Here is a 19,244-nt window from a genome sequence, read left to right as displayed (position 1 = left end):
TATATATAAAGGTTGGAAGCTATGGTATTCCCCCTTCATTTATATAGTAATTTTTATTTCATATATTTTTGTATTTCATCTAACAGAAAATTTACTGAATCCGAATCAGAAAAAGAAAAGCAAAGCTTGAGTAACCCAGTTTATAAAGTTTTTTTTGATCGTTTCAAGTACCTGTTCTTCACAACAAAAAACTACACCCTTCCTCTTTCCTCTTGCCTCAACATAGTCGGCTGCAAGCTATCGATTCCCTTTTGCATAATATATATCACTACTTAAGCTAAAGAGTTTTTGTAAATAGAATTTCTATCGGTTCATCCTCAATTTATACCCATTTTTTTACCGAGTTAATTTAAACAATTGGTGCATCCTAATATTGAAAATTGAACTAAAATCAGGAGGCAACCATGAAAACGATCCTAAATTTTTGTATTTGTTTTTTTTTATTTCAGTCTGTTGGTTACGCCGCTCCCCAAAAAGACCGATCTTATTATGAAACGAGAGGAGAAGTCGTCTGGGAAATATCTACCGATGAGAAAGTGATCGCCTTAACATTCGATGACGGTCCTCATCCAAGATATACACCTCAGATCTTGGACTTGCTCAAGCAGTATCATGCTAAAGCCACATTTTTTGTGGTTGGGAATAAAATAAAACTATTTCCTGACGTACTCAAACGAGAAGTAAACGAAGGACATGAGATAGCCAATCATACATATAGCCATGCTTTTCTTTCGAAACGGATAAACATGAAAAATGAAATTAATAAAGCAGAGGAAACCATTTTCTCCGTCGCCGGGATTCGATGTCATTTATTTCGTCCCCCTGGAGGCTTTTATAACGAGAGGTTAGTCAGTATTGTCAAGCAAGAAGGATATCAAATGATAATGTGGTCTTGGCATTTAGATACGAAGGATTGGAATACGCCAGGGGTCAGTACAATTGTAAATAAAGTATTAAACAATTCGAGCAGCGGGGATATCGTATTGTTCCACGATTACGTGGAAGGACAAACTCAGACTATTGAGGCTCTTAAAAAAATCTTACCGGAATTGGAGAAGAGAGGGTATCGGTTTGTTACCGTCTCCGAGCTATTAACCTATCGCAAGGCAGTCCCTGCTAAGAATCCGTGAACGTTCATGAAAGTTGCTGCTACGGCTTACCTTTATGCCATTGAACTAGTCGCTTGTAGCCTCATACTTTCATTAAGTATTATTAACTATGTTGCTTGTTACTTCACCGATGCTGCCGATTGTTTCAGGCAGCATCGGCCTGATATTTATTGAACAAACGTTATCCGTTAGCCTTCTTAACCAATGTATTTTTTTCTAGGAAAAGAAATAAAATAACAAAGCACTCATATGAACAGGGAGGATAGTTGATATGTTGTTGGAAACAATTCTCCGGACGGTGGTTGCTTTCGTTCTTATTATGTTAATTACGCGAGTTCTAGGAAAACACACGATAGCGCGAATGACTTACAATGATTTCGTCGCTTCGATCACACTAGGTGCCATAATCGGTAATTTAGCATTTAATACTCATTTGAAGACTTGGAATCTTATCACTTCTTTTTTGATCTTCAGTGGCATTGCCTATCTCATCTCTTTGTTATCCATGAAGAGCCGAAAAATCAGGAAATGGTTTGCCGGAAAACCGACGGTAGTGATCGAAAACGGCAAAATTATGGAACAGAACTTAAGGAAAATTCAATTTACACTCGACACTTTAAATCAAGAATTGCGAGAAAAGGACATTTTTGATATCGAAGAAGTACAATATGCCATCTTAGAGCTTAACGGTAAACTCTCGGTGCTCAAAAAGCCAGAATATCGTCCCCTTATACAAAAGGATTTGCTTTTGACAAATACAACAAAGATCCAGTTTCCTGTTGAACTAGTTATGGACGGAAATATTATGTCAGATAATTTACAGCAAATTGGTTTATCCAAAGAATGGCTCTCGAAGCAGCTACAGCAACGGGGTGTTACAGCAGAAGAAGTCTGTTACGCTATCAGGGGAACACAAGGTAAACTATTTTTTGATCTATATCAGGATCAAATCCGGCATCCAATTGATCAGGAGTAATAGTCATATATTGGCACCATGAAGTAAGAGGATAAGAACAGACTCATGTTGAGATAAAAGAAATAACTGCACGATAGCTTAATGAGGCCGCCACTCGTTTTCGAGGGGCAGCCTCATTTTATAATTTAATGAAGTATCTTTCTCTGATATTGTGGATACGAAACAAAGTAAAATAGGCGCTCACCCAGAGAGTGAACGCCATTGTTTTAATTCAGTTTCAGTTGCACGCGAGTTTCAACAACAAGGAAAAGCGCTTGTTGACCCGAATATGAACGACTGAGCCCTCTCAAGCTGTCGGATCGATTTTCACTTTTCACCGGAAGGCACGTCAAAATCGACCTCAGCCGGTATCGGAGCACCGAAGTCCGGGTTCCCGTCCGCCGTCCAACCGAATTTCTGCATTCTAGCGCTTCTTTGTTTACTGCCTCCTTCAGATACCGGTATAGCATGATAGACGATCCAGTCTTCCGTTCCGTCCGGGGATACGATAAAGCTGTTATGACCGGGGCCGAAGACGGAGTTTTCAACCGATTTATGGAAAACGGGTTTCTCGCTCTTGGACCATGAAGCCGGATTCAGCAGATCGCTGTCTTCCTTCGCGGTCAGCATCCCTAGTGCGTAGTCATCGGACCAGCATGTGCTTGCGGAATAAATCAGGAATACTTTGCCGAATCGCTTAAGGAAGCAAGGCCCCTCATTAATCGCCATTCCACCTTGATGCTCCCAATCGTATTCGGGCTTAGTGAGCAGCGACTCCTCCCCCTTGATCGTCCAAGGGTTTTCCATTTCGGCGGCGTAGACCGCTGAGCCGTATTTCGGAAAATGGCCGTAGCCCGCGTACATGAAAAAAAGCTTCCCGTTGTGCTCCAGCACCGTTCCGTCCAATCCGGGCAAGGCCGTATTCACGGCCCCCTTCATCCGCCATGTTCCTTCGAGAGGATCGGCACACTCATTTTCCAGCACATAGATTTTGCGTGCATCGTCTCCGCCACCGTTGTTATCTGTGAAATAAATGTACCATTTGCCTCCGAGATGATGGATTTCCGGAGCCCACAGTTTCCGTCTATCCAACCCTTCCGCCGGAGGAGTCCAGACGGTCTTCATTGCGCCGTTCGCAATTCCACTCATCGATTCGGATTTCCATAAATCCAACCGATCACCTCGCGTCACCATAAAATAATAATGACCGTCCGTATGCCGATATATCCAAGGATCGGGACCAATATCCAATATTGGGTTTTGAAATGTTTTCATCTCCATCGTGCTCATATAACGACTCCTTCCACTTCATGCATTTATGTAATTTCAGCTTGCTCGCCAGCGCATGCTTTGACAGCGGCAGTACGATCTGCGTAAAGATGCGGATGTAGTCAGCATCCATAATAGCATTTGACTTGTGAATCAAAGTTGGACTCCGCCTTGGCCGCGATCAAGTTTAAAATCCCAGCGCCATTCTTTTGCATCTTTAAATTCGTACGTCCAAGTCTTCTATATTCCATTCTCAACACCGCTTCCTAACTTTTATGCGAGGTTAATTTCTTTGATAAGCTCTAGTGGAATCTTCGGTTTCCGGTCTTCAGTGAGCAGTCCGTTCATTTCCTGCTGGACATCAGTCACCTGCGTATAGCAATACCCACAAATGTAGTCGATATCCTTAATCGCTTGGGTAATGCCCCGGAACCGCTCAACAAAGGCCTCTTCCGTCACGACCTGATTGCCGTACCCCCAGCCTTTATCGGTTTGGAAAGCGATCCCTCCAAATTCACTAATGATAATGGGCTGTCCACGATACGTGTATCCTTGAGCTAGGGCATATTTCCCATTGTTGAAGGCCCATTCGTTATTTACGATAGGGGATTTATCCGCATAACGCTGGAGAAATTCCGAACCGTTTTCCACATAATCATGTAAAGTCAAAATGTCTGAGACGGTATGTTCCCATCCGTCATTTGTAATGACAGGACGATTCGGGTCTATCGATTTGGTCAAATGATAGATACCCTCGGTGAACTTCTGCTGCTTACGGTCAGTCAAAATTTGCATAATGCCCCAAGACTCATTAAAAGGCACCCACGTGATGATGCTCGGATGATTATACTGCTGCCTTACAATCTCGATCCATTCCTTGGTGAAAGTCTCAACGGCCTCATCATTAAATTCAAAGGTGGCTGCCATCTCGGACCATACCAAAAGCCCTTTGACATCGCACCAATATAGAAACCGCGCATCTTCAATTTTCATGTGCTTCCTCACCCCGTTGTATCCCATGGCGAGAATAGCATCGATATCCTCTATTAATGTTTGCTCCGAAGGCGGCGTCAAATGACTGTCGGACCAGTACCCTTGGTCCAATATTAACCGCTGATAAATAGGCGTATTATTGAGGAGAACTTTTCCTTTTTCTATGGAAATCTTCCTCATGCCGAAGTAAGAATACACGTGGTCGATCACCACGTCATCTTTTAATAGTACAAATTCCACATCATATAAGTTCGGATTTTGCGGAGACCATCTGCTTACCTTCCATGGACCATTTGCTTCATGCAGCAAATCTACCTCCAATTGCAGCCAAGGCCGATCTACGATCAAAGCGGTTTGCTTGAGGATCTTCCCCTTAAAACTAATTCGAGTCTCTACGCGAAGCTGCCCCTGCTTTAAATCACCATGCGTTTGGTATTCGAAGCGTACCGATTGACGGTCAAGATCAGGTGTCATTTTCACGGATTTGATATAAGATTCCGCCACATATTCCAACCATACACTTTGCCAAATTCCAGTTGTCTGAACATAAAAGCATTCGAAATTGTCATTCACCCAACGCTGCTTACCGCGTGGTTGCGTGCAGCTCGGGCTGTCCTCCACCTTCATGACGAGGCTGTTAGACTGACCAAATTGAATATAGGGCGTAATATCAAATGAAAACGCTGTGTATCCACCTTGATGTTGACCTACACACGTTCCGTTCACCCACAATTTGGCTATATAGTCCACCGCTTGAAAATGCAGGATGATCCTTTTGCTTTCTTGTTCTTTCGGAACTTCGAGCAATCGGTGATACCATATTTGAGGGTGAAATGCCTCTTCGCCAATACCGCTGGCCTTCGTTTCATAAGTGAACGGAACCATGATCTTGAGGTCCCCCTCAAACTCCTCGTACCACTTTTCATTCTCTCCTATGTTTCCGTCATCAAAACGAAAACCCCACTCACCGTTTAAACTATGCCATGATTCTCGTACAAACTGAGGTCTTGGATAGTCCTTTATATACATTTTTGTCGACATCTTGTGATGATCACTCCTACTTCTGATGATTGTTTATTTAAGTTGATCCGCACACAAACCATTTTGTGCGCGGGAAATGCCTTAATTAATTGGTTCGGAAAAATTCAACATTATCGATATCTGCCCATTGGCTGCCGCTGCTGTTTGAAGCGAAAAATCCTATGATCGCCTGACCACTGGTGACATTAATACCAGAGATTGTCACCTGTGTCCAAGTCGAAGTAACCGGGAAATTGGCTTGCTGAGTTGCCCCACCATAGTTTTTCACTTCCATATAATTGCTGTTTTGCCCCCCGCTGCTCCTCAAATAAGCTCGCATCGTATAAGTTCCGTTTTGAAGACCTGTAATGGTTTGACCGACATAAGCTGTACCCGGTGAACTAATACCTGCAAGACCGATGAAGTAATTCCCTCCACCTGGTGCACGCGCAATACCATCGTTAATACCATGAATGTGAATACGATCCGGGTAATCGGACCCATACGTCGTCCATCCGTTCACATTTGCCGTTTCATATCCCCAGTTATTCGTGAGATTGACATTTAGCGGCGTGGTCGAAGCTGTTTTGATAAATTCAACGTTATCAATATCCGCCCATTGGCTGTCGCTTGTATTCGCAGCGTAAAAACCGATAGTCGCCTGTGCATTTGTTACACTAATACCGGAGATGGTTACCTGCGTCCAAGTTCCTGTAACGGGAAAATTAGTTTGCAGTGTAGATCCGCCATAGTCTTTCACTTCCATATAGTTACTGGTTTGGCCGCCACTGCTCCTAATATACGCTCGCATTGTGTAGGTACCGCTATCCAAACCAGTGATTGTCTGACCGATATATGCAGTACCAGGAGAACTGGTTCCAGCAAGACCGATGAAGTAGTTTCCGCCCCCCGGTGCACGTGCAATACCGTCATTTACTCCATGAATGTGAATCCGGTTTGGATAATCGGCTCCCGAAGGCGCCCATCCGTTAACATTCGCTGTTTCAAACCCCCAATTATCGGCAAAATTTACGTTAGAAGGAGTACCTGCATTTCCCGTCCGCAAATAAATGCCTGTGCTAGGAAAGTTGGCGGATGTGACTGCCATAACGCGAGTCGTATCGACAGCCATTAATGAATTCCAGTTGGAAAACTTCGTGTCCGATACAGGGAATACATTATATAAATAACCCCAAGTCGCGCCGTTATCGGAGCTGATCATCGTTCGCATCGAAGAATAACTGTCTCCCGTATTGGCGCTGGAATCATCCGTTTGAAAGCTGGCCATTAATCTGCCATCGCCTAGTTTAACGACAAACGGCGCTCCGGCTTTTTTCCCTGCATTCGTTGGAATAAACATGGTTTGCCGTGTGCCTGACCAATCTAAGCCATCAGTGGAAATTTTATATTTGATTCCAAATGGATGCCCGCTAACGTCCGTAGCTTCGAATACCACAATGTACCTGCCGTCTGCCATTTTTGTAAAAACCGGCATGCCATCTCTGGAGCTATTAGCTACACCGTCGCTGACAACTGTCGCGCTGTTCCAACCGCTTCCGTTCCAGGTTTTCATCAATAATTTCTGCTTCCCCGAGGTACCGACAACGGCTGAGCTATCGTCCGCATACATGACACAAATCGTGCTTCCCACATAACCGAGGAATGGCTCCCATACCCCAGTGAAAGAGTTTTCCGATTCGGTCGCTATTTGACCGTTTGCCAGATCCGACCAGGTGCTGCCTCCATCGCTGCTCTTTCGAACTTTCAAATAAGTGGTATACGTGCTGCCAGAATGTATGACCACGCGATAAGCCAACCAAATGTCTCCATTGGTTAATAGGAGCATCTGACCGTTGCCGACATCCCCATTCGCATCAGAGGCGGCTGTAATAGGCGTCCCCCATGTAAGCCCACCATCCGTGCTTTTCGCTACCTTAACTTTCGTAAAACCTCCGTCCGCATTTGAATCAAAGGAAGCCAACATGTTGCTGCTGCTAACCTGAAGCATCCTCGGATACCAGACTCCACCTGTACCGGTAGTGTAAACTGTCGTGTTTGACGTTGGCCAAGCCATCCCGCTCGTTGCTGCTTGAGCCATATTGAAAGGAATAATAAGCAAAGCCACCATCATCAAAACCATCATTAATTTACCCAAGCGCAAACGACTTTTAGCATTCATCTTTACATTTCCTCCTTTGAAAAAATGTTAATCGAATAGCATTACTCATTGCGTGCTTGTGTCGAATCTAGAGGTAATTTAAAGTAATTGAACTATGAAATCACCTCCTTACTAATGATAAATTGGTAAAGAGCCACGATGGCGACGCTGAACGAATACCGATTTTTCCGTGCATCCATGCATTCGCATCCGTCCATTCCAAGGCAGGTTGCTTCAAATCGTTTAGATATACCTTCATTGTTGCTCCACTTACGTCAACAGCGATGTGTACGATTGAACCGTTGGCAAAACTGATCGGAGCTGAGTCTACTTCATTCTGGTCATAATTCATTTTCTTCAGAATCATACGTCCGTTACGGAAGGTCAGTTGATAGCCCATGAACGAATCCCTTACTTGCTCAGGAAATTCAGATTCGTTCGTGACACGAAACAAGATCCCTGCCTCTTCAATAGAATCTGCAGTGGATTTCAGATCTACTTCTACCCGATAGTCCGTCCATTCATCGCTGCCTGCATACATTTTGGCATCCGAGCCTTCTGTTTGTACGGCATACCCGTCTTCTTGCTTCATCCATTTGCCATACATATCTTCAGGCAAAATTTGATTAAACATATTTGAGAGCTTTTCATCCGGCAGTTCTGAGATTCTGTATATATCCAAATAACGGTAATTTAATTTGCCTTTGATTAGCTTTACTGTCAAAATATGCTCACCCTGTGTTAGCTGCATATTTCCTATGTGCTTTTTAACCCAAGGGTTTCCTTCGCTCTGACTCATGTGGCCTAATTCGAAACGTTGAGGTTTCCCATCAACCTGCAGTTCCACCACATTTTCATTCCCGTCTTCCTTCATCATTGCATCAAAACCGTAGGTTCCGTCTGACTCCACATTAATTCTATATGCTAGCCAGTCTCCTTTTCCCGCCATCGTAACGTCATTACTGCCGTCTTCACTCGTTTGGATCGGAACACCGTCTTCTTCACGCATAACAGACCCTTTAACGGGATGCCCCACATGAAATCCTTGATCTTTTTCTCCCAAATAATGAACCGCTTCAATACTTCCGGGAACAGGTTTGGCTGTCTCATAGTCACTGCTGCCATCCGCTTCGTTAGAAAAAGCTGTGTATTCCAACGTCGGCTTGATGTGGCGATATGCATACCCGATTTTCCCAGGTATCGCATGGATATCTGTAAGAGTCAGCTTGTTCATTTGATCGAAATAGATGTTAGTACCTCGCGCATTACTCTCAACTCGAATGGTATGCAGCTTAGTAAAGTCCATCGCTTGGGGAAGCTGAGTAGTTGCAAGCTGCTTTCTATTCCCGTCCTTCATTTCGATCAGGGCGATACTTCGCAATGCGGGATCAATACCAACAGAGTAATAATTATTGTCATCCGTATAGGAAAAGACTGTCTCGAACGAAGCCTCCCCCACTCCTGTATTCTCCAAGTTCATGCGAAAATTAAATTCTGCTGTAAACCGATTCTTATCGGCAGCTTTACTGCTCAACCATTTCGTTTCATTTACATTGTCACGCACATCCCAAAGCTTCTGATCCAACGGTTTATTGACGCCATCATAAAAATCCGGCATTCGTGGAACCGGTTGAGGAAAATGAGTACCATCGCCAAGAACTACCATTTTCTCGCCGTTAAAAACGATTCGGTCCATATTTAGCATACGAACCGGAGGACCTTCCTTCGAACGGCCAATTAAATTATGATAAAACATATAATAAGAATCGAGGTTTGGACCTAACACACTTGAACTATGGCCCAGCCCATTAAAATCTTGTTTTGTGCTGATGACGATCGGGTTATTCTCCGGCACTTTATAGGTTCCGATTGGCGAGTCCGTCGCCACAGCGTAATTAATCCGATATCCTTTACTGAACACGTGATTTCCTGTATAAGTCATGAAATATTTGCCGTCGCGTTTAATGATCATCGAGCCTTCTGTCCAATGGCCCAAATAAGCGTCAAGCGTCTTCTCTTCAGTCATCGTGTAAGGATCAGGCATTTCGTGTCCAATAATACCTTTACCGCTCGCATGCGTAAAATACCATTTGCCGTCATCATCAATAAATACAGAGCCATCAATGGATAAGCCCAAATTTTCAGTTTGAATCGTGAACGGTCCAATAGGGCTCTCGCTGCGAAGTACATAATGTCCTTTGCCGGCAGGCGAGGTATACATATAGAAATACCCATTCCAGTAAACGACTTCCGGTGCGTAAGCCCCTACGGTTAGTGGCTCTTCCGTAGCTAGCCCTTCATATTTCCAATGAATTAAATCGCTCGAGCTCCAAGCTTTAATACCCACACGAAAATCCTTCGTACTGCAATACAAATAATAGAGTCCGTTATATCGCATAACATAGGGATCGCCTATCCCGTAATCAGGCCATTCCTGCTCAAGCGCCAATGAATTCTGATACGATTCCCCAAGCGTGGAATTCAACATAGGACCTCTTCCTTTCCCGCTAAATGAAATTGTAATCACTATGGCTAATAGGAATAATACAACTAGCCCCATAAACATTGTTTTCGTTCGTATCCTACGTTTGGTCATTTTAATCCACTGATGCTTAAGGATTCAATAAAGTACCGTTGGCAGAAAAAGAACACGAGAACAACCGGCACTAAAGCGATCAATGAAGCTGCCATCATATTAGGGTAGTTGGCTTGCGAGATATAGTTAGCTTGCAAACTTGCAATAATAACTTGAATCGTTTGTTTTTCCGACGAATGCAAATAGATCACAGGTCCAAGAAAATCGTTCCATATCCCCATGAATCCAAGTGCCGCTTGTGCAGCAATCGCTGGTTTTACAATGGGTAACGCCACAGAAGCAAACGTTCGGAAATAGCTCGCACCGTCGATTTTCGCTGCATCAATTAAATCCGAAGGAATGCCCCCTTGCATAAATTGTTTGAAGAAAAAGATCGTGACAATATGACCGAATAATCCGGGCACTATAAGTGGAAGCAGCGTATCCACCCAATTCAGGTATGAAAAACCGATAAATTGTGGAATCATCACCACGGAGTATGGAATCATCATCGTGGCTAGCAAACAAAGAAAAATAGTCTCTTTAAAGGGGAAATCAAATTTGGAAAATGCATAAGCAGCCATCGCAGAAACAAACAAACCCACACCCAAAACACATACCACAATAATGGCGCTATTCATAAATCCAGTTAACAGCGGGGCTTTATTCCAAACATCCACAAAGTTATTCCATGTAATGGGGTCCGGTATCCATTTCGGCGGGAGATCGAAAACATGCTCTTGCGTTTTAAATGCTGTCGAGACCGTCCATGCAAATGGAGCCAGCATAACAAAAGAGCCTAGAAGCAAAATAACGTAGGCCATTATATTCGTAGACCGCTCATTTCTATTCATCGCGCAACCTTCCTTTCTCTAGTCGTTATAGACCCAACGTTTGGATAATTTAAATTGAATTAGTGTGATGATAAAGATGATGATACCTAATACCCATGCGACGGCACTGGCGTACCCCATGTTGAAATACTTGAAAGCCTCATTAAAAATATAGAAGACGATCGTTGCCCCGCTGTATTCTGGTCCGCCATCTGTCGCCATAATGTACATTTGGCTAAACGATTGAAAGGTACCGATAATACCCATGACAATAACAAAAAAGTGAATCGGGGAAAGCAACGGAAACGTAATATGGCGAAAAAGATGCCAACGGTTCGCACCATCAACGGTTGCCGCTTCGTAATAATCGGAAGCGATCCCCTGCAGCCCCGCCAAATATAGCACCATGGTTCCGCCAATGCCTCCCCATAAACCCATAAGAATGAAAGAAGGCTTAACCCAATTCGGATCACCTAACCAGTTGGGTCCCTGGATACCGAAGAGTTGATAAATCCAATCATTGATTAGCCCATAATCATTATTCAAGATCCATTGCCATAACAACGAAACAGCAATGATAGGTGAGATAACCGGAATATAGTAAATGGTTCTCAGGAAAGAAATTCCTTTTAGCTTTCGATTCATTAGAATAGCAACCAGGAGGGAAAAGAACATACCGATTGGTATACCAATAAGTAAATATAAAGTGTTATACAATGATTTGTAGAACTTTTCGTCCAATACCATTTCTTTATAGTTCTCAACACCATTCCATTTCGCAGGAGAGATCATGTCCCAATCCATAAAGCTTAATACAAGCGATGATACGATTGGCGCAAGCCCGAAAATGAGAAACCCAAGAACGGGAATGGATATAAATAAGTACGACCATATTATTTCACGGCGTCTAAAGCCTGTTATTTTGTGTGCCCTTATCATACTGATCCCACCTGTTTTAGGACGAAGGACGAAACCGGAAGCCTTCAGCCTCTATTTTCGCCCTTCTATATCCTTATTTATTATTTCTTGTTTCCTTTATCGTAGAGCTCTTGAAGCTTAGGTTTCATTTCTTTAGCCCAGACTTCAGCCGTTTGTTTCCCTTCCCATACACGGCTTATCTCTTGGTTAAAAGTGTCGAGCCATTTCGTATCAACGGATCCTACAGCAATCGTCGGATGGCCATAATCTTGAATGATGTCCAGGAATACTTGGCGATTCGCAGGTGCTTTATCATATTTTAAGAATTCGCCTTTTGCCATATCGATCAGATTCGGAACCGCTTGACCCAATTGGTAGTTTTCTTTCTGTGAGTTAGGATCCAAACTCAAATAGGAAGCAAAGTTAAATGCATCTTCAGGATATTTGGTTTTGCCCGAAATGACGAATCCTAAAGAACCTAACCATGTTGCTGTTTTCCCTGTTTTCGGACTTGCAGGCCATGCGGCAATATCCCATCCAAAAGGCAGCTTCCAGAAACCAGGCTGATCCCACGGCCCCATTGGGAACATACCAATTTTGCCTGCAACAAAGCGGGCATAACCACCTTGCGCTTTCTCATCTGTTGGCGAAGGACTAACTTTATATTTCAATTTTAAATCTGCTACGAATTGTAAGGCTTCTGTGAAAGCAGGTTCGTCAATTTTGATGGTTCCTGTATTGTAATCAATATAGTCCCCACCATTCGCCCATACGGCTGATTCCAATGAATAACCAGCAACCCCGAATACATCTGTCTTCCCATTAGCGCCTTGTGTTGTGATTTTTTTGGCAGCATCAATCATATCATTCCAAGTCCATTCACCAGCTTTTGCGCTTGGATATTTGACGCCCGCTTTATCAAACAGCTCTTTGTTGTAAGCGAATGCCCATGGACCTACATCTTTTGGCAATCCGTAGAGATTTCCTTTTCCGATAACTTTACCATCATAACGATAGCGGTCTAATCCCTGCTTCCAAACATTCTTTTCATCAAAAGTTGATGATGTTTTGGTTAGATCATCCAATTTCAGCAAACTTCCACTGCCTGCAAGTTTTTGGAACTGAGCTTCACCTGCATAGAAAACATCCGGCGCTTTGCCCGAAGCAATCAAGGTATCCAATTTTTGATAATACTCAGCAGGAGGAACGACGGTATATTTCACTTTCTTTGTTGGATACTTCTGCATATAGGAGTCAGTTAGTTTTTGAAATACAGCCTTTTCTGAATCGCCACCCCAACCCATAAAGGAAATCTCGGAATTCTCTGCTGGTTTGGCTGTTGCAGCTGCAGGTGTTGCCTGGGCAGAAGGTTGCGTGGTGGATTTGTCTGTCGATTCCGTTGTGCTTTTTGAGCAACCCGTTACAACCATAGCAAAACTTAGCATTAGAGGCACTGAAAGCTTAGCCATCTTACTTTTCAATACGTTCATTTAAATTCCCCCAATTCAGAATTTGGTTTAATAAGGCATAAAATCAATAAGCAAGAATTATGAATTGTGAAGCGGTTACACAAACAATTTTTCCTTCCTTTTGTTATTTTTAAATAAAACATTTAATTTAGTTTATTACAAATAAAATGTTTATATTCATACAATACTTGTATTTCATTTAATTGTCAACGCTTTCATTCAACTATTATGTTTATTTCAACGTAATATAGTGATAAAGCCCAACCGTTACATATAATACGTAACAGTTGGGCTTTATGGTAATGCCTATTCTATATTTTTTATACATATTGAATTTTCATCACAATTGCTTGGGCATAATCGCCGAAGCCGCGACCAAATAAGTTGATTCCTCCATGGTGCAAAGCATCAGGTTTAACCCCAATTTTGAATCCAATGAAAGGATATTTCTCAAGATGAAGATCCGCAAGCGAGATAGAGGATGTTTTTTCATTATCGACAGAACTCCTCTTTTCATCCACTCTCCATGTTTTCAGAATACCGTATTGAGTACTACTGTCGTTCCACCACGAAGGGTTAAGTTTGCCTCTATGGTCGCCGAAATCGCCTGGTGAAGTCCAGGTTCCTATCTCTATGCCATTTACCCATACTGTAATGTCTGAAGGCCACTCATTGTTATAGTTAGGCGCTTCCGAACAAATTTCCAACGAAAACTCGATGGATGTTATCGTTGCATGCTGTGGAATCACTTTAGGAAATCGATATTCGATCCATCCCTGCCGCAACCATATGATTTCAGCTGTTTTACTCTCAGGGTGATAAAAGCTAACCGGATCATCCTCCGGAATCACCATTCCGTTTAGATTAGCCATACCGCATGTCGGTAATACTTCGAAGTTTATAAAATGACCGATAGGCATCTCGATCTCATACAAATTGTTAGGATTTTTATACATCGCAATTGGGTTCAGAATCATGCGCACGTCATCAAAATTACGGCTACAAACCTTCATTGCCCCTCTCGTTGCAGGTTGTAATTCCGTTAAGATGAGCCCTGATTCCTCTAATACCTTAACATTAATCGCAGTAGTTGAAACTGGAATATTAAGCATCTCGGCAATTTCAATGATATTCAGGTTATGATGTTGTAAGAGGAGTTTGATTATATTAATTCTGGTGTGAGAAGAAAGTGCATGAGCAACAGCGACTAATTGATTTGGTTCATTAATTGATAATTCCAACATACATAATCCCCCCATTAACAAACTAATTCTCGAACTTGTAAACGTTTATTACAATATTTTAACGAATAATCTCATCTCTTGTCCACTTATTATATAACAAATTATTTTTTGAGTAATAAAACACTCTTTATGTATTAAACTCCCCCCGCATACATCAATGCTATTGAAGCTAAATTAAAAAGCCCTACGATTTCTCGTAAGGCCAGTTTTAAGGAGCGCAGATACACTATTGCGAAAACGCAACCATATTCATGTTTCGTTCCATTTACGCTCCCGGTTTATTAAGTAGACAACCGAATCAAGTCTTGTTTCCCCCATAGCTATGGATTGAACGGAAGGCAGCTCTTGACGAGCAAGATTGGTAAGAACTTGACCTGGAAGCATTTCGACAAACAAACGAACACCAAGCTCACTCAAAAGTGTTGTAGCTTGGTGCCATTGGACAGGATTCGCCACACCGCAAGCAAGATCATTGCGAATCGCATCCGCTGATCGTAATAATCGTGCGTTCGTATTCGCTACATACGGAAAACAGGGCTCTTTGAAAATCACTTTCTTCATTGCCAGCTCCAAATCATATGTAACCTGATTGAGGAGTTTACAGTGGGAAGGAACCGAGACTTGGAGAAGCTCAGCTTTTCGCGCTCCGTTCCTTCGAGCCTCCACAAACAGGTTTTGGATATGCTCCAACTTACCAGCTATCGTGATTTGATGAGGGCCGTTGAGGTTAGCAATGAATACCTCTTGACCGCACTTGAAGGCTTTTTCAACCATGGAACGCAATTTTTGCTCTGCGATACCTTTAATGACCCCCATTCCGTAACCGAAACGAAACGAATTCTCCATCCATTCGGCACGCAGTTTCACTAGCTCACATGCATCTCTAAATGACAGGACTTCCGAAATCACTGCTGCTGCGAAGCTTCCAACCGAATGCCCTGCTACGAAACGTGGCTCTGCACCTTCCTGTATGAGCGCGCGACCACTGGCAACTCCTGAGTAAAGAATTGCCAACTGTACGGAAACCGTAGAGGATAGTGCTTCAGAAGTATCTATCGAAAGCGCATCTTTGCCCATGAACGAAGTCGCTTCATCAAGGGTTGTCTCGATCACAGGATGAGATGGCAGTTGATGCAGCATACCTGGAAACTGCGAGCCTTGACCTGGAAACAAAAAAGCCACGCTCATCTTCTTTGACCTCCCTATACGATGATCCAAGGATCCTTGACCAAACGAGGACCTAAGTCCGTTCTCAAAAGCATGGAACCACTTCCTTTCGCATATTCCACTAATGAAACAGCTCCTAATGGCGTTTCAAGCTGAACATCGATTCGGACAGGAAATGACTTATGAAATTTGATTAATTCTTGGGCAACACTTTGCACCAAACGTTGCGGAGTACGAATAACCACATCCAGATCACTTCCTACGTGTGCTGTAGGTACCCCGCTGGCCAGTTCAAATCCGATACTGCCAGTTGGTCCCCACGATAAGCTATAAGCGGAATAAATCTCAATCAATTTATCAAGGAAATTAAAGGCATCAATCTGTGAGCGCCGCGGACTACTTTTCCATAACCGCTGCTCAATCAAGTCCTCTGGCTCAACCTTCTCTATGATGGCATCCATCGGCAAAAAAGCGGGAAACCGCTGACTGCGTGAATTCCCGCGAATACCAACAGGCACCATGCCATGCTTGGCAATATCGCGGCGGACTACAACCCAGTTCGCATGATCTATGGAATCACAAACCCAATCCGGAATCGGGGTATCAACGATTAGGGAGCCTACCGATGGGATCCTCAACAAATCATGTACCCTTATATCCATTGTTCCGCCAGCTTGAGACGAACTGTGATAGAAGCGGCTCGATTCATCTTCGCCTCTTCGGAAAGAAGGCGGCTGCTCAGGTCCGGTGAAGATGAACGCGAAGCCGAGATGGCATCCATCAGAAGATGCTGTTTGACTTTCTCGATATCTGATTGCGTTGGTTGATCAGCATTAATGCCGCCTGTCAAACTGTGTAATGCTCCTAAGGTCGCAAAAGATTCGATGTCGTATGCCGTAGCTGGGATCTTTTGCGCCGTTGCCTCTAGCTCTTCTATGCTCCGTCGAGTAACTCTTGCAGCCGACTTCTTGGACATGACCTGCACCGAGACTCCTGGATCATTCAGCGCAACTAATCGGTTGGCTTGCAGTCCATGGGCCAGAAATGCACCGGATATCGCATTCCCAACCATAAAAGCAATCACTGAGTGCCCTGCGAGTCGTGCACTCGCATAAGCATCTACCGCTGCTGCACAAGCTAAAAAAATCCCAAGCATTTCCTCGCGATACCCGTATGCTTGACTCGGAACGTCGACGATCGCCACAATCGCCCTTCGCTGTCCATCCTTATCTTCTTCCATGGCTTCACGAATATATTGTGCAATCGTCCATCCTTCATCCAGACCGACTTCTCCGCTGCGGGCGCGATGAAAACGGTTGTTCCTATTCGGAACAACCGCGATGTATCGCACCGGCTCGTCCCCAATGATCGAGTCTGCACAAAGTACAGTTGGAACTCCGTTTTGCAACGGTTCCCGATTTCCTACTAATGCTTGAAACCAAGTTCTTCCCCTGCTAATTGTGGTTTCTGGATTCGGTTGCTGCCAAAGCGCCTTCAATGTTTCAATGTCACTATCGTCGGTATGGAGAGCGGATTTAGCCCACAACATCCGAAGCGATTCTGGTTGCATGGTTTGCTCGGTATCGATCAAAGCAAGTCGTGCAAGAAACGATTCTACTTGTGCACTTCGAAGATTGTCATGGATACCGCTCCGATAGACGCTGCGAATCGACAGAAAGATGTCCTCAACATCATCCTCCATAAGGAAATCCGCCATTCCTGTTTCATAGCGCTGCTCACCGCCGACAGTTTGCCAAATCAAAGGTCTGTCTCTCGAATCCCACTCTAAGATCCCTGCTTCTTGTTCGATTACTTCTGGGCCATTCAATTGAAGTCGACCTTGCCGAGTCATTATAATCGTACTGCAGAGGCCTGCCGTAATGGACATACCGCCGAAGCAACCGATCATTCCAGCGATCACACAGACAACTGGCTGGTAACGACGCAAAGCTACGATAGCCGCGTGCATTTCCGCGATTGCAAGGAGACCGTAGTTCCCTTCTTGCAGCCTGACTCCTCCTGTTTCGAGCAGTAATACGGCACGAGTGGGGATTCCATTCCGATTATCTTGAATAGCCAGTTCCAAAGCTCCTGCGATTTTGGCACCCGATACTTCACCAATGCCTCCCCCCAGAAAAGCACCCTCGATGGAGACAACAACGGCGGAATGCCCCTCTATCGTCCCTCTTCCTATGATAACGCCATCATCGCTCTGCGGAACGATACCTTGAGCCTCCAGATGGGGGGATTCCATCCTCTCGAATGGACCTAGAAGTTCTCTGAATGTTCCATGATCGATAACGGATTGGGCACGTTCTCTCGCATTCAGCTCGATAAAACTGTTTCTTTCCCTAATAGGAATCGTCATAACTCCAACACCTCAATGGCTTGGGCTAATCGCAAGGAAACGACGCCAGGAGTCGCCCCAAAATCGTTAATCTCAATTCGAGCAGCCAAATGATGTTTCAGAAAGAATCGGTCCATAATGGCTTTCCACGTTTCCTCGAATCCATCAGACTGCGTGCGGATATAAACCTGAGCGGTCCGTTCTGTTAGAGGTTCAATTAATATTTCCAAATCACCCGAGCCGGCTACACCTACATGGGCACGTCGGGAAATAGATTTATTCGCATCATAGTGAAGTATAAGTTTTTCCATTGTAAACTCCTCCCTCTGTTCCCTTGTGATGTAACGATATGTTCGACAAACGATCCACAAACAGCGTTGCTGCCAGTAAATCCGCACTTCCCCCAGGTGATACATGTCTCATTACGAGGTCTTGGTCCAATCGCTGCAACGCCTCCCATCCGGCGACGGAAGATGCCCCACCGAGATCAAGAACTTTTTGAGCGTCCTGCTGTACAACTAATAACGTTTCCATGCCGCCGCGATGAATCAAACAAGTATCATATAGATTGGCCATGATGGCAAGCAATGCGTTTAACCGTGCATGTTTTTCAGATATTTTGCTCCTGCGAGAGTCTCGCAACACGGGGAGTCCGACCTTCACTACGTGCGGAAAGCCATCCATTGCTTCTCCACGAGCACCTTTAACTCCATAGTTTTGCATAGCCTTTGTGCCGTTGGAAGTTGGTACGAATGCGTGGCGATCAGCAAATCGAGCTAACGTCCCCGCAGCTTCTGCGATTTGCTCAGGAGCATCTCCATTTCCGCAAATGGCAGCCCCCGCGATAAGTAAACCTAACGCCCAAATGGCGCCACGGTGCGTATTAATGCCTCCAGTAGTATGCAGCATGTTCTGTTCCCCGTCACGTCCAATGCATGCAAGGGTCTCCCGTAGCTCTTGATTCGGCTCTCCGCCATAAGCCGCATAACCCATTGCCACAAAGCTATCGTACAAGGACCTAGCCGAAGCAACCATAAGTGCAACGTTCATATCCTTATGGCTGCCGGAGGACTGTAAATCCACCAATCCGGGCTTAGGAGTCAACTCCACTTCGTCAATTAATGCGGCAACTGCCAGCTCTCCCAAGCATTGACCGCATAGTTCGGCATTCCTCCATATCATGGCTT

General features: G+C 44.1%; 15 protein-coding genes. 2 read left to right on the top strand and 13 right to left on the bottom strand.

The features are described from left to right. The first annotated feature begins 404 nt into the window (after positions 1-404). On the top strand, positions 405-1,130 hold the full coding sequence (locus ASL11_RS34870) for a polysaccharide deacetylase family protein (protein WP_056625912.1): 726 nt from the start codon (positions 405-407) through the stop codon (positions 1,128-1,130). Positions 1,131-1,380: 250 nt separating this feature from the next. Further along, on the top strand, positions 1,381-2,085 hold the full coding sequence (locus ASL11_RS34865; RefSeq protein WP_056625910.1) for a DUF421 domain-containing protein: 705 nt from the start codon (positions 1,381-1,383) through the stop codon (positions 2,083-2,085). Between the two features lie 306 nt (positions 2,086-2,391). On the opposite strand, the gene ASL11_RS34860 is transcribed toward ASL11_RS34865, so the two are convergent. From ASL11_RS34860 to ASL11_RS34800, 13 genes are all read right to left on the bottom strand, one after another. Then, on the bottom strand, positions 2,392-3,354 hold the full coding sequence (locus ASL11_RS34860) for a glycoside hydrolase family 43 protein (RefSeq protein WP_327205131.1): 963 nt from the start codon (positions 3,352-3,354) through the stop codon (positions 2,392-2,394). A 252-nt stretch (positions 3,355-3,606) separates the two neighbouring features. After that, positions 3,607-5,367 (bottom strand): glycoside hydrolase family 2 protein, encoded by a 1,761-nt coding sequence (locus ASL11_RS34855; protein ID WP_056625907.1) that lies wholly within the window; start codon positions 5,365-5,367, stop codon positions 3,607-3,609. 85 nt (positions 5,368-5,452) lie between these two features. After that, complete coding sequence (locus ASL11_RS34850; protein WP_056625903.1) at positions 5,453-7,525, bottom strand: exo-alpha-sialidase; 2,073 nt, start codon at positions 7,523-7,525, stop codon at positions 5,453-5,455. Between the two features lie 100 nt (positions 7,526-7,625). Beyond that, positions 7,626-9,992, bottom strand: a complete 2,367-nt coding sequence (locus ASL11_RS34845) for a family 43 glycosylhydrolase (protein ID WP_056625900.1) — start codon at positions 9,990-9,992, stop codon at positions 7,626-7,628. A 104-nt stretch (positions 9,993-10,096) separates the two neighbouring features. Continuing rightward, the gene (locus ASL11_RS34840; protein WP_056625898.1) at positions 10,097-10,933 is read right to left on the bottom strand and encodes a carbohydrate ABC transporter permease; all 837 of its coding nucleotides are present in this window, start codon (positions 10,931-10,933) and stop codon (positions 10,097-10,099) included. Between the two features lie 18 nt (positions 10,934-10,951). After that, positions 10,952-11,851: a carbohydrate ABC transporter permease gene (locus tag ASL11_RS34835; RefSeq protein ID WP_056625894.1), complete on the bottom strand. Its 900-nt coding sequence runs from the start codon at positions 11,849-11,851 to the stop codon at positions 10,952-10,954. Between the two features lie 80 nt (positions 11,852-11,931). Beyond that, on the bottom strand, positions 11,932-13,320 hold the full coding sequence (locus ASL11_RS34830; protein WP_200962504.1) for an ABC transporter substrate-binding protein: 1,389 nt from the start codon (positions 13,318-13,320) through the stop codon (positions 11,932-11,934). 299 nt (positions 13,321-13,619) lie between these two features. Further along, entirely contained in the window at positions 13,620-14,543 is a 924-nt protein-coding gene (locus ASL11_RS34825) for an ArsR/SmtB family transcription factor (protein WP_056625891.1), read from the bottom strand. 249 nt (positions 14,544-14,792) lie between these two features. Next, complete coding sequence (locus tag ASL11_RS34820; protein ID WP_056625888.1) at positions 14,793-15,731, bottom strand: malonate decarboxylase subunit epsilon; 939 nt, start codon at positions 15,729-15,731, stop codon at positions 14,793-14,795. 14 nt (positions 15,732-15,745) lie between these two features. Then, positions 15,746-16,372 carry a malonate decarboxylase holo-ACP synthase gene (locus ASL11_RS34815; protein WP_056625886.1) on the bottom strand — a complete coding sequence of 209 codons (627 nt, stop codon included), beginning with the start codon at positions 16,370-16,372 and terminating at the stop codon, positions 15,746-15,748. Next, the gene (locus tag ASL11_RS34810; protein ID WP_056625882.1) at positions 16,363-18,078 is read right to left on the bottom strand and encodes a biotin-independent malonate decarboxylase subunit beta; all 1,716 of its coding nucleotides are present in this window, start codon (positions 18,076-18,078) and stop codon (positions 16,363-16,365) included. Before ASL11_RS34810 ends, ASL11_RS34815 begins: the two co-directional genes overlap by 10 nt. Then, a complete protein-coding gene (locus tag ASL11_RS34805) occupies positions 18,075-18,368 on the bottom strand; it encodes a malonate decarboxylase subunit delta (RefSeq protein ID WP_056625880.1) in 294 nt (97 codons plus the stop codon). The genes ASL11_RS34810 and ASL11_RS34805 overlap by 4 nt, the downstream gene beginning before the upstream one ends. Beyond that, the gene (locus ASL11_RS34800; protein WP_082596071.1) at positions 18,343-19,239 is read right to left on the bottom strand and encodes a triphosphoribosyl-dephospho-CoA synthase; all 897 of its coding nucleotides are present in this window, start codon (positions 19,237-19,239) and stop codon (positions 18,343-18,345) included. Before ASL11_RS34800 ends, ASL11_RS34805 begins: the two co-directional genes overlap by 26 nt. Positions 19,240-19,244 lie beyond the last annotated feature (5 nt).

Origin of the sequence: Paenibacillus sp. Soil750, assembly GCF_001428045.1 — a bacterium.
Taxonomy (GTDB): domain Bacteria; phylum Bacillota; class Bacilli; order Paenibacillales; family NBRC-103111; genus Paenibacillus_E; species Paenibacillus_E allorhizoplanae.
This window is presented reverse-complemented; position numbering and strand designations above follow the sequence as displayed.

Bases quoted from the DNA above. Each gene is read 5' to 3' on its own strand.
- ASL11_RS34810 (WP_056625882.1), bottom strand. From the start codon at position 18,078: ATGACGATTCCTATTAGGGAAAGAAACAGTTTTATCGAGCTGAATGCG.
- ASL11_RS34840 (WP_056625898.1), bottom strand. From the start codon at position 10,933: ATGAATAGAAATGAGCGGTCTACGAATATAATGGCCTACGTTATTTTG.
- ASL11_RS34820 (WP_056625888.1), bottom strand. From the start codon at position 15,731: ATGAGCGTGGCTTTTTTGTTTCCAGGTCAAGGCTCGCAGTTTCCAGGT.
- ASL11_RS34825 (WP_056625891.1), bottom strand. From the start codon at position 14,543: ATGTTGGAATTATCAATTAATGAACCAAATCAATTAGTCGCTGTTGCT.
- ASL11_RS34855 (WP_056625907.1), bottom strand. From the start codon at position 5,367: ATGTCGACAAAAATGTATATAAAGGACTATCCAAGACCTCAGTTTGTA.
- ASL11_RS34805 (WP_056625880.1), bottom strand. From the start codon at position 18,368: ATGGAAAAACTTATACTTCACTATGATGCGAATAAATCTATTTCCCGA.
- ASL11_RS34830 (WP_200962504.1), bottom strand. From the start codon at position 13,320: ATGAACGTATTGAAAAGTAAGATGGCTAAGCTTTCAGTGCCTCTAATG.
- ASL11_RS34865 (WP_056625910.1), top strand. From the start codon at position 1,381: ATGTTGTTGGAAACAATTCTCCGGACGGTGGTTGCTTTCGTTCTTATT.
- ASL11_RS34870 (WP_056625912.1), top strand. From the start codon at position 405: ATGAAAACGATCCTAAATTTTTGTATTTGTTTTTTTTTATTTCAGTCT.
- ASL11_RS34860 (WP_327205131.1), bottom strand. From the start codon at position 3,354: ATGAGCACGATGGAGATGAAAACATTTCAAAACCCAATATTGGATATT.
- ASL11_RS34835 (WP_056625894.1), bottom strand. From the start codon at position 11,851: ATGATAAGGGCACACAAAATAACAGGCTTTAGACGCCGTGAAATAATA.
- ASL11_RS34850 (WP_056625903.1), bottom strand. From the start codon at position 7,525: ATGAATGCTAAAAGTCGTTTGCGCTTGGGTAAATTAATGATGGTTTTG.
- ASL11_RS34800 (WP_082596071.1), bottom strand. From the start codon at position 19,239: ATGATATGGAGGAATGCCGAACTATGCGGTCAATGCTTGGGAGAGCTG.
- ASL11_RS34815 (WP_056625886.1), bottom strand. From the start codon at position 16,372: ATGGATATAAGGGTACATGATTTGTTGAGGATCCCATCGGTAGGCTCC.
- ASL11_RS34845 (WP_056625900.1), bottom strand. From the start codon at position 9,992: ATGTTGAATTCCACGCTTGGGGAATCGTATCAGAATTCATTGGCGCTT.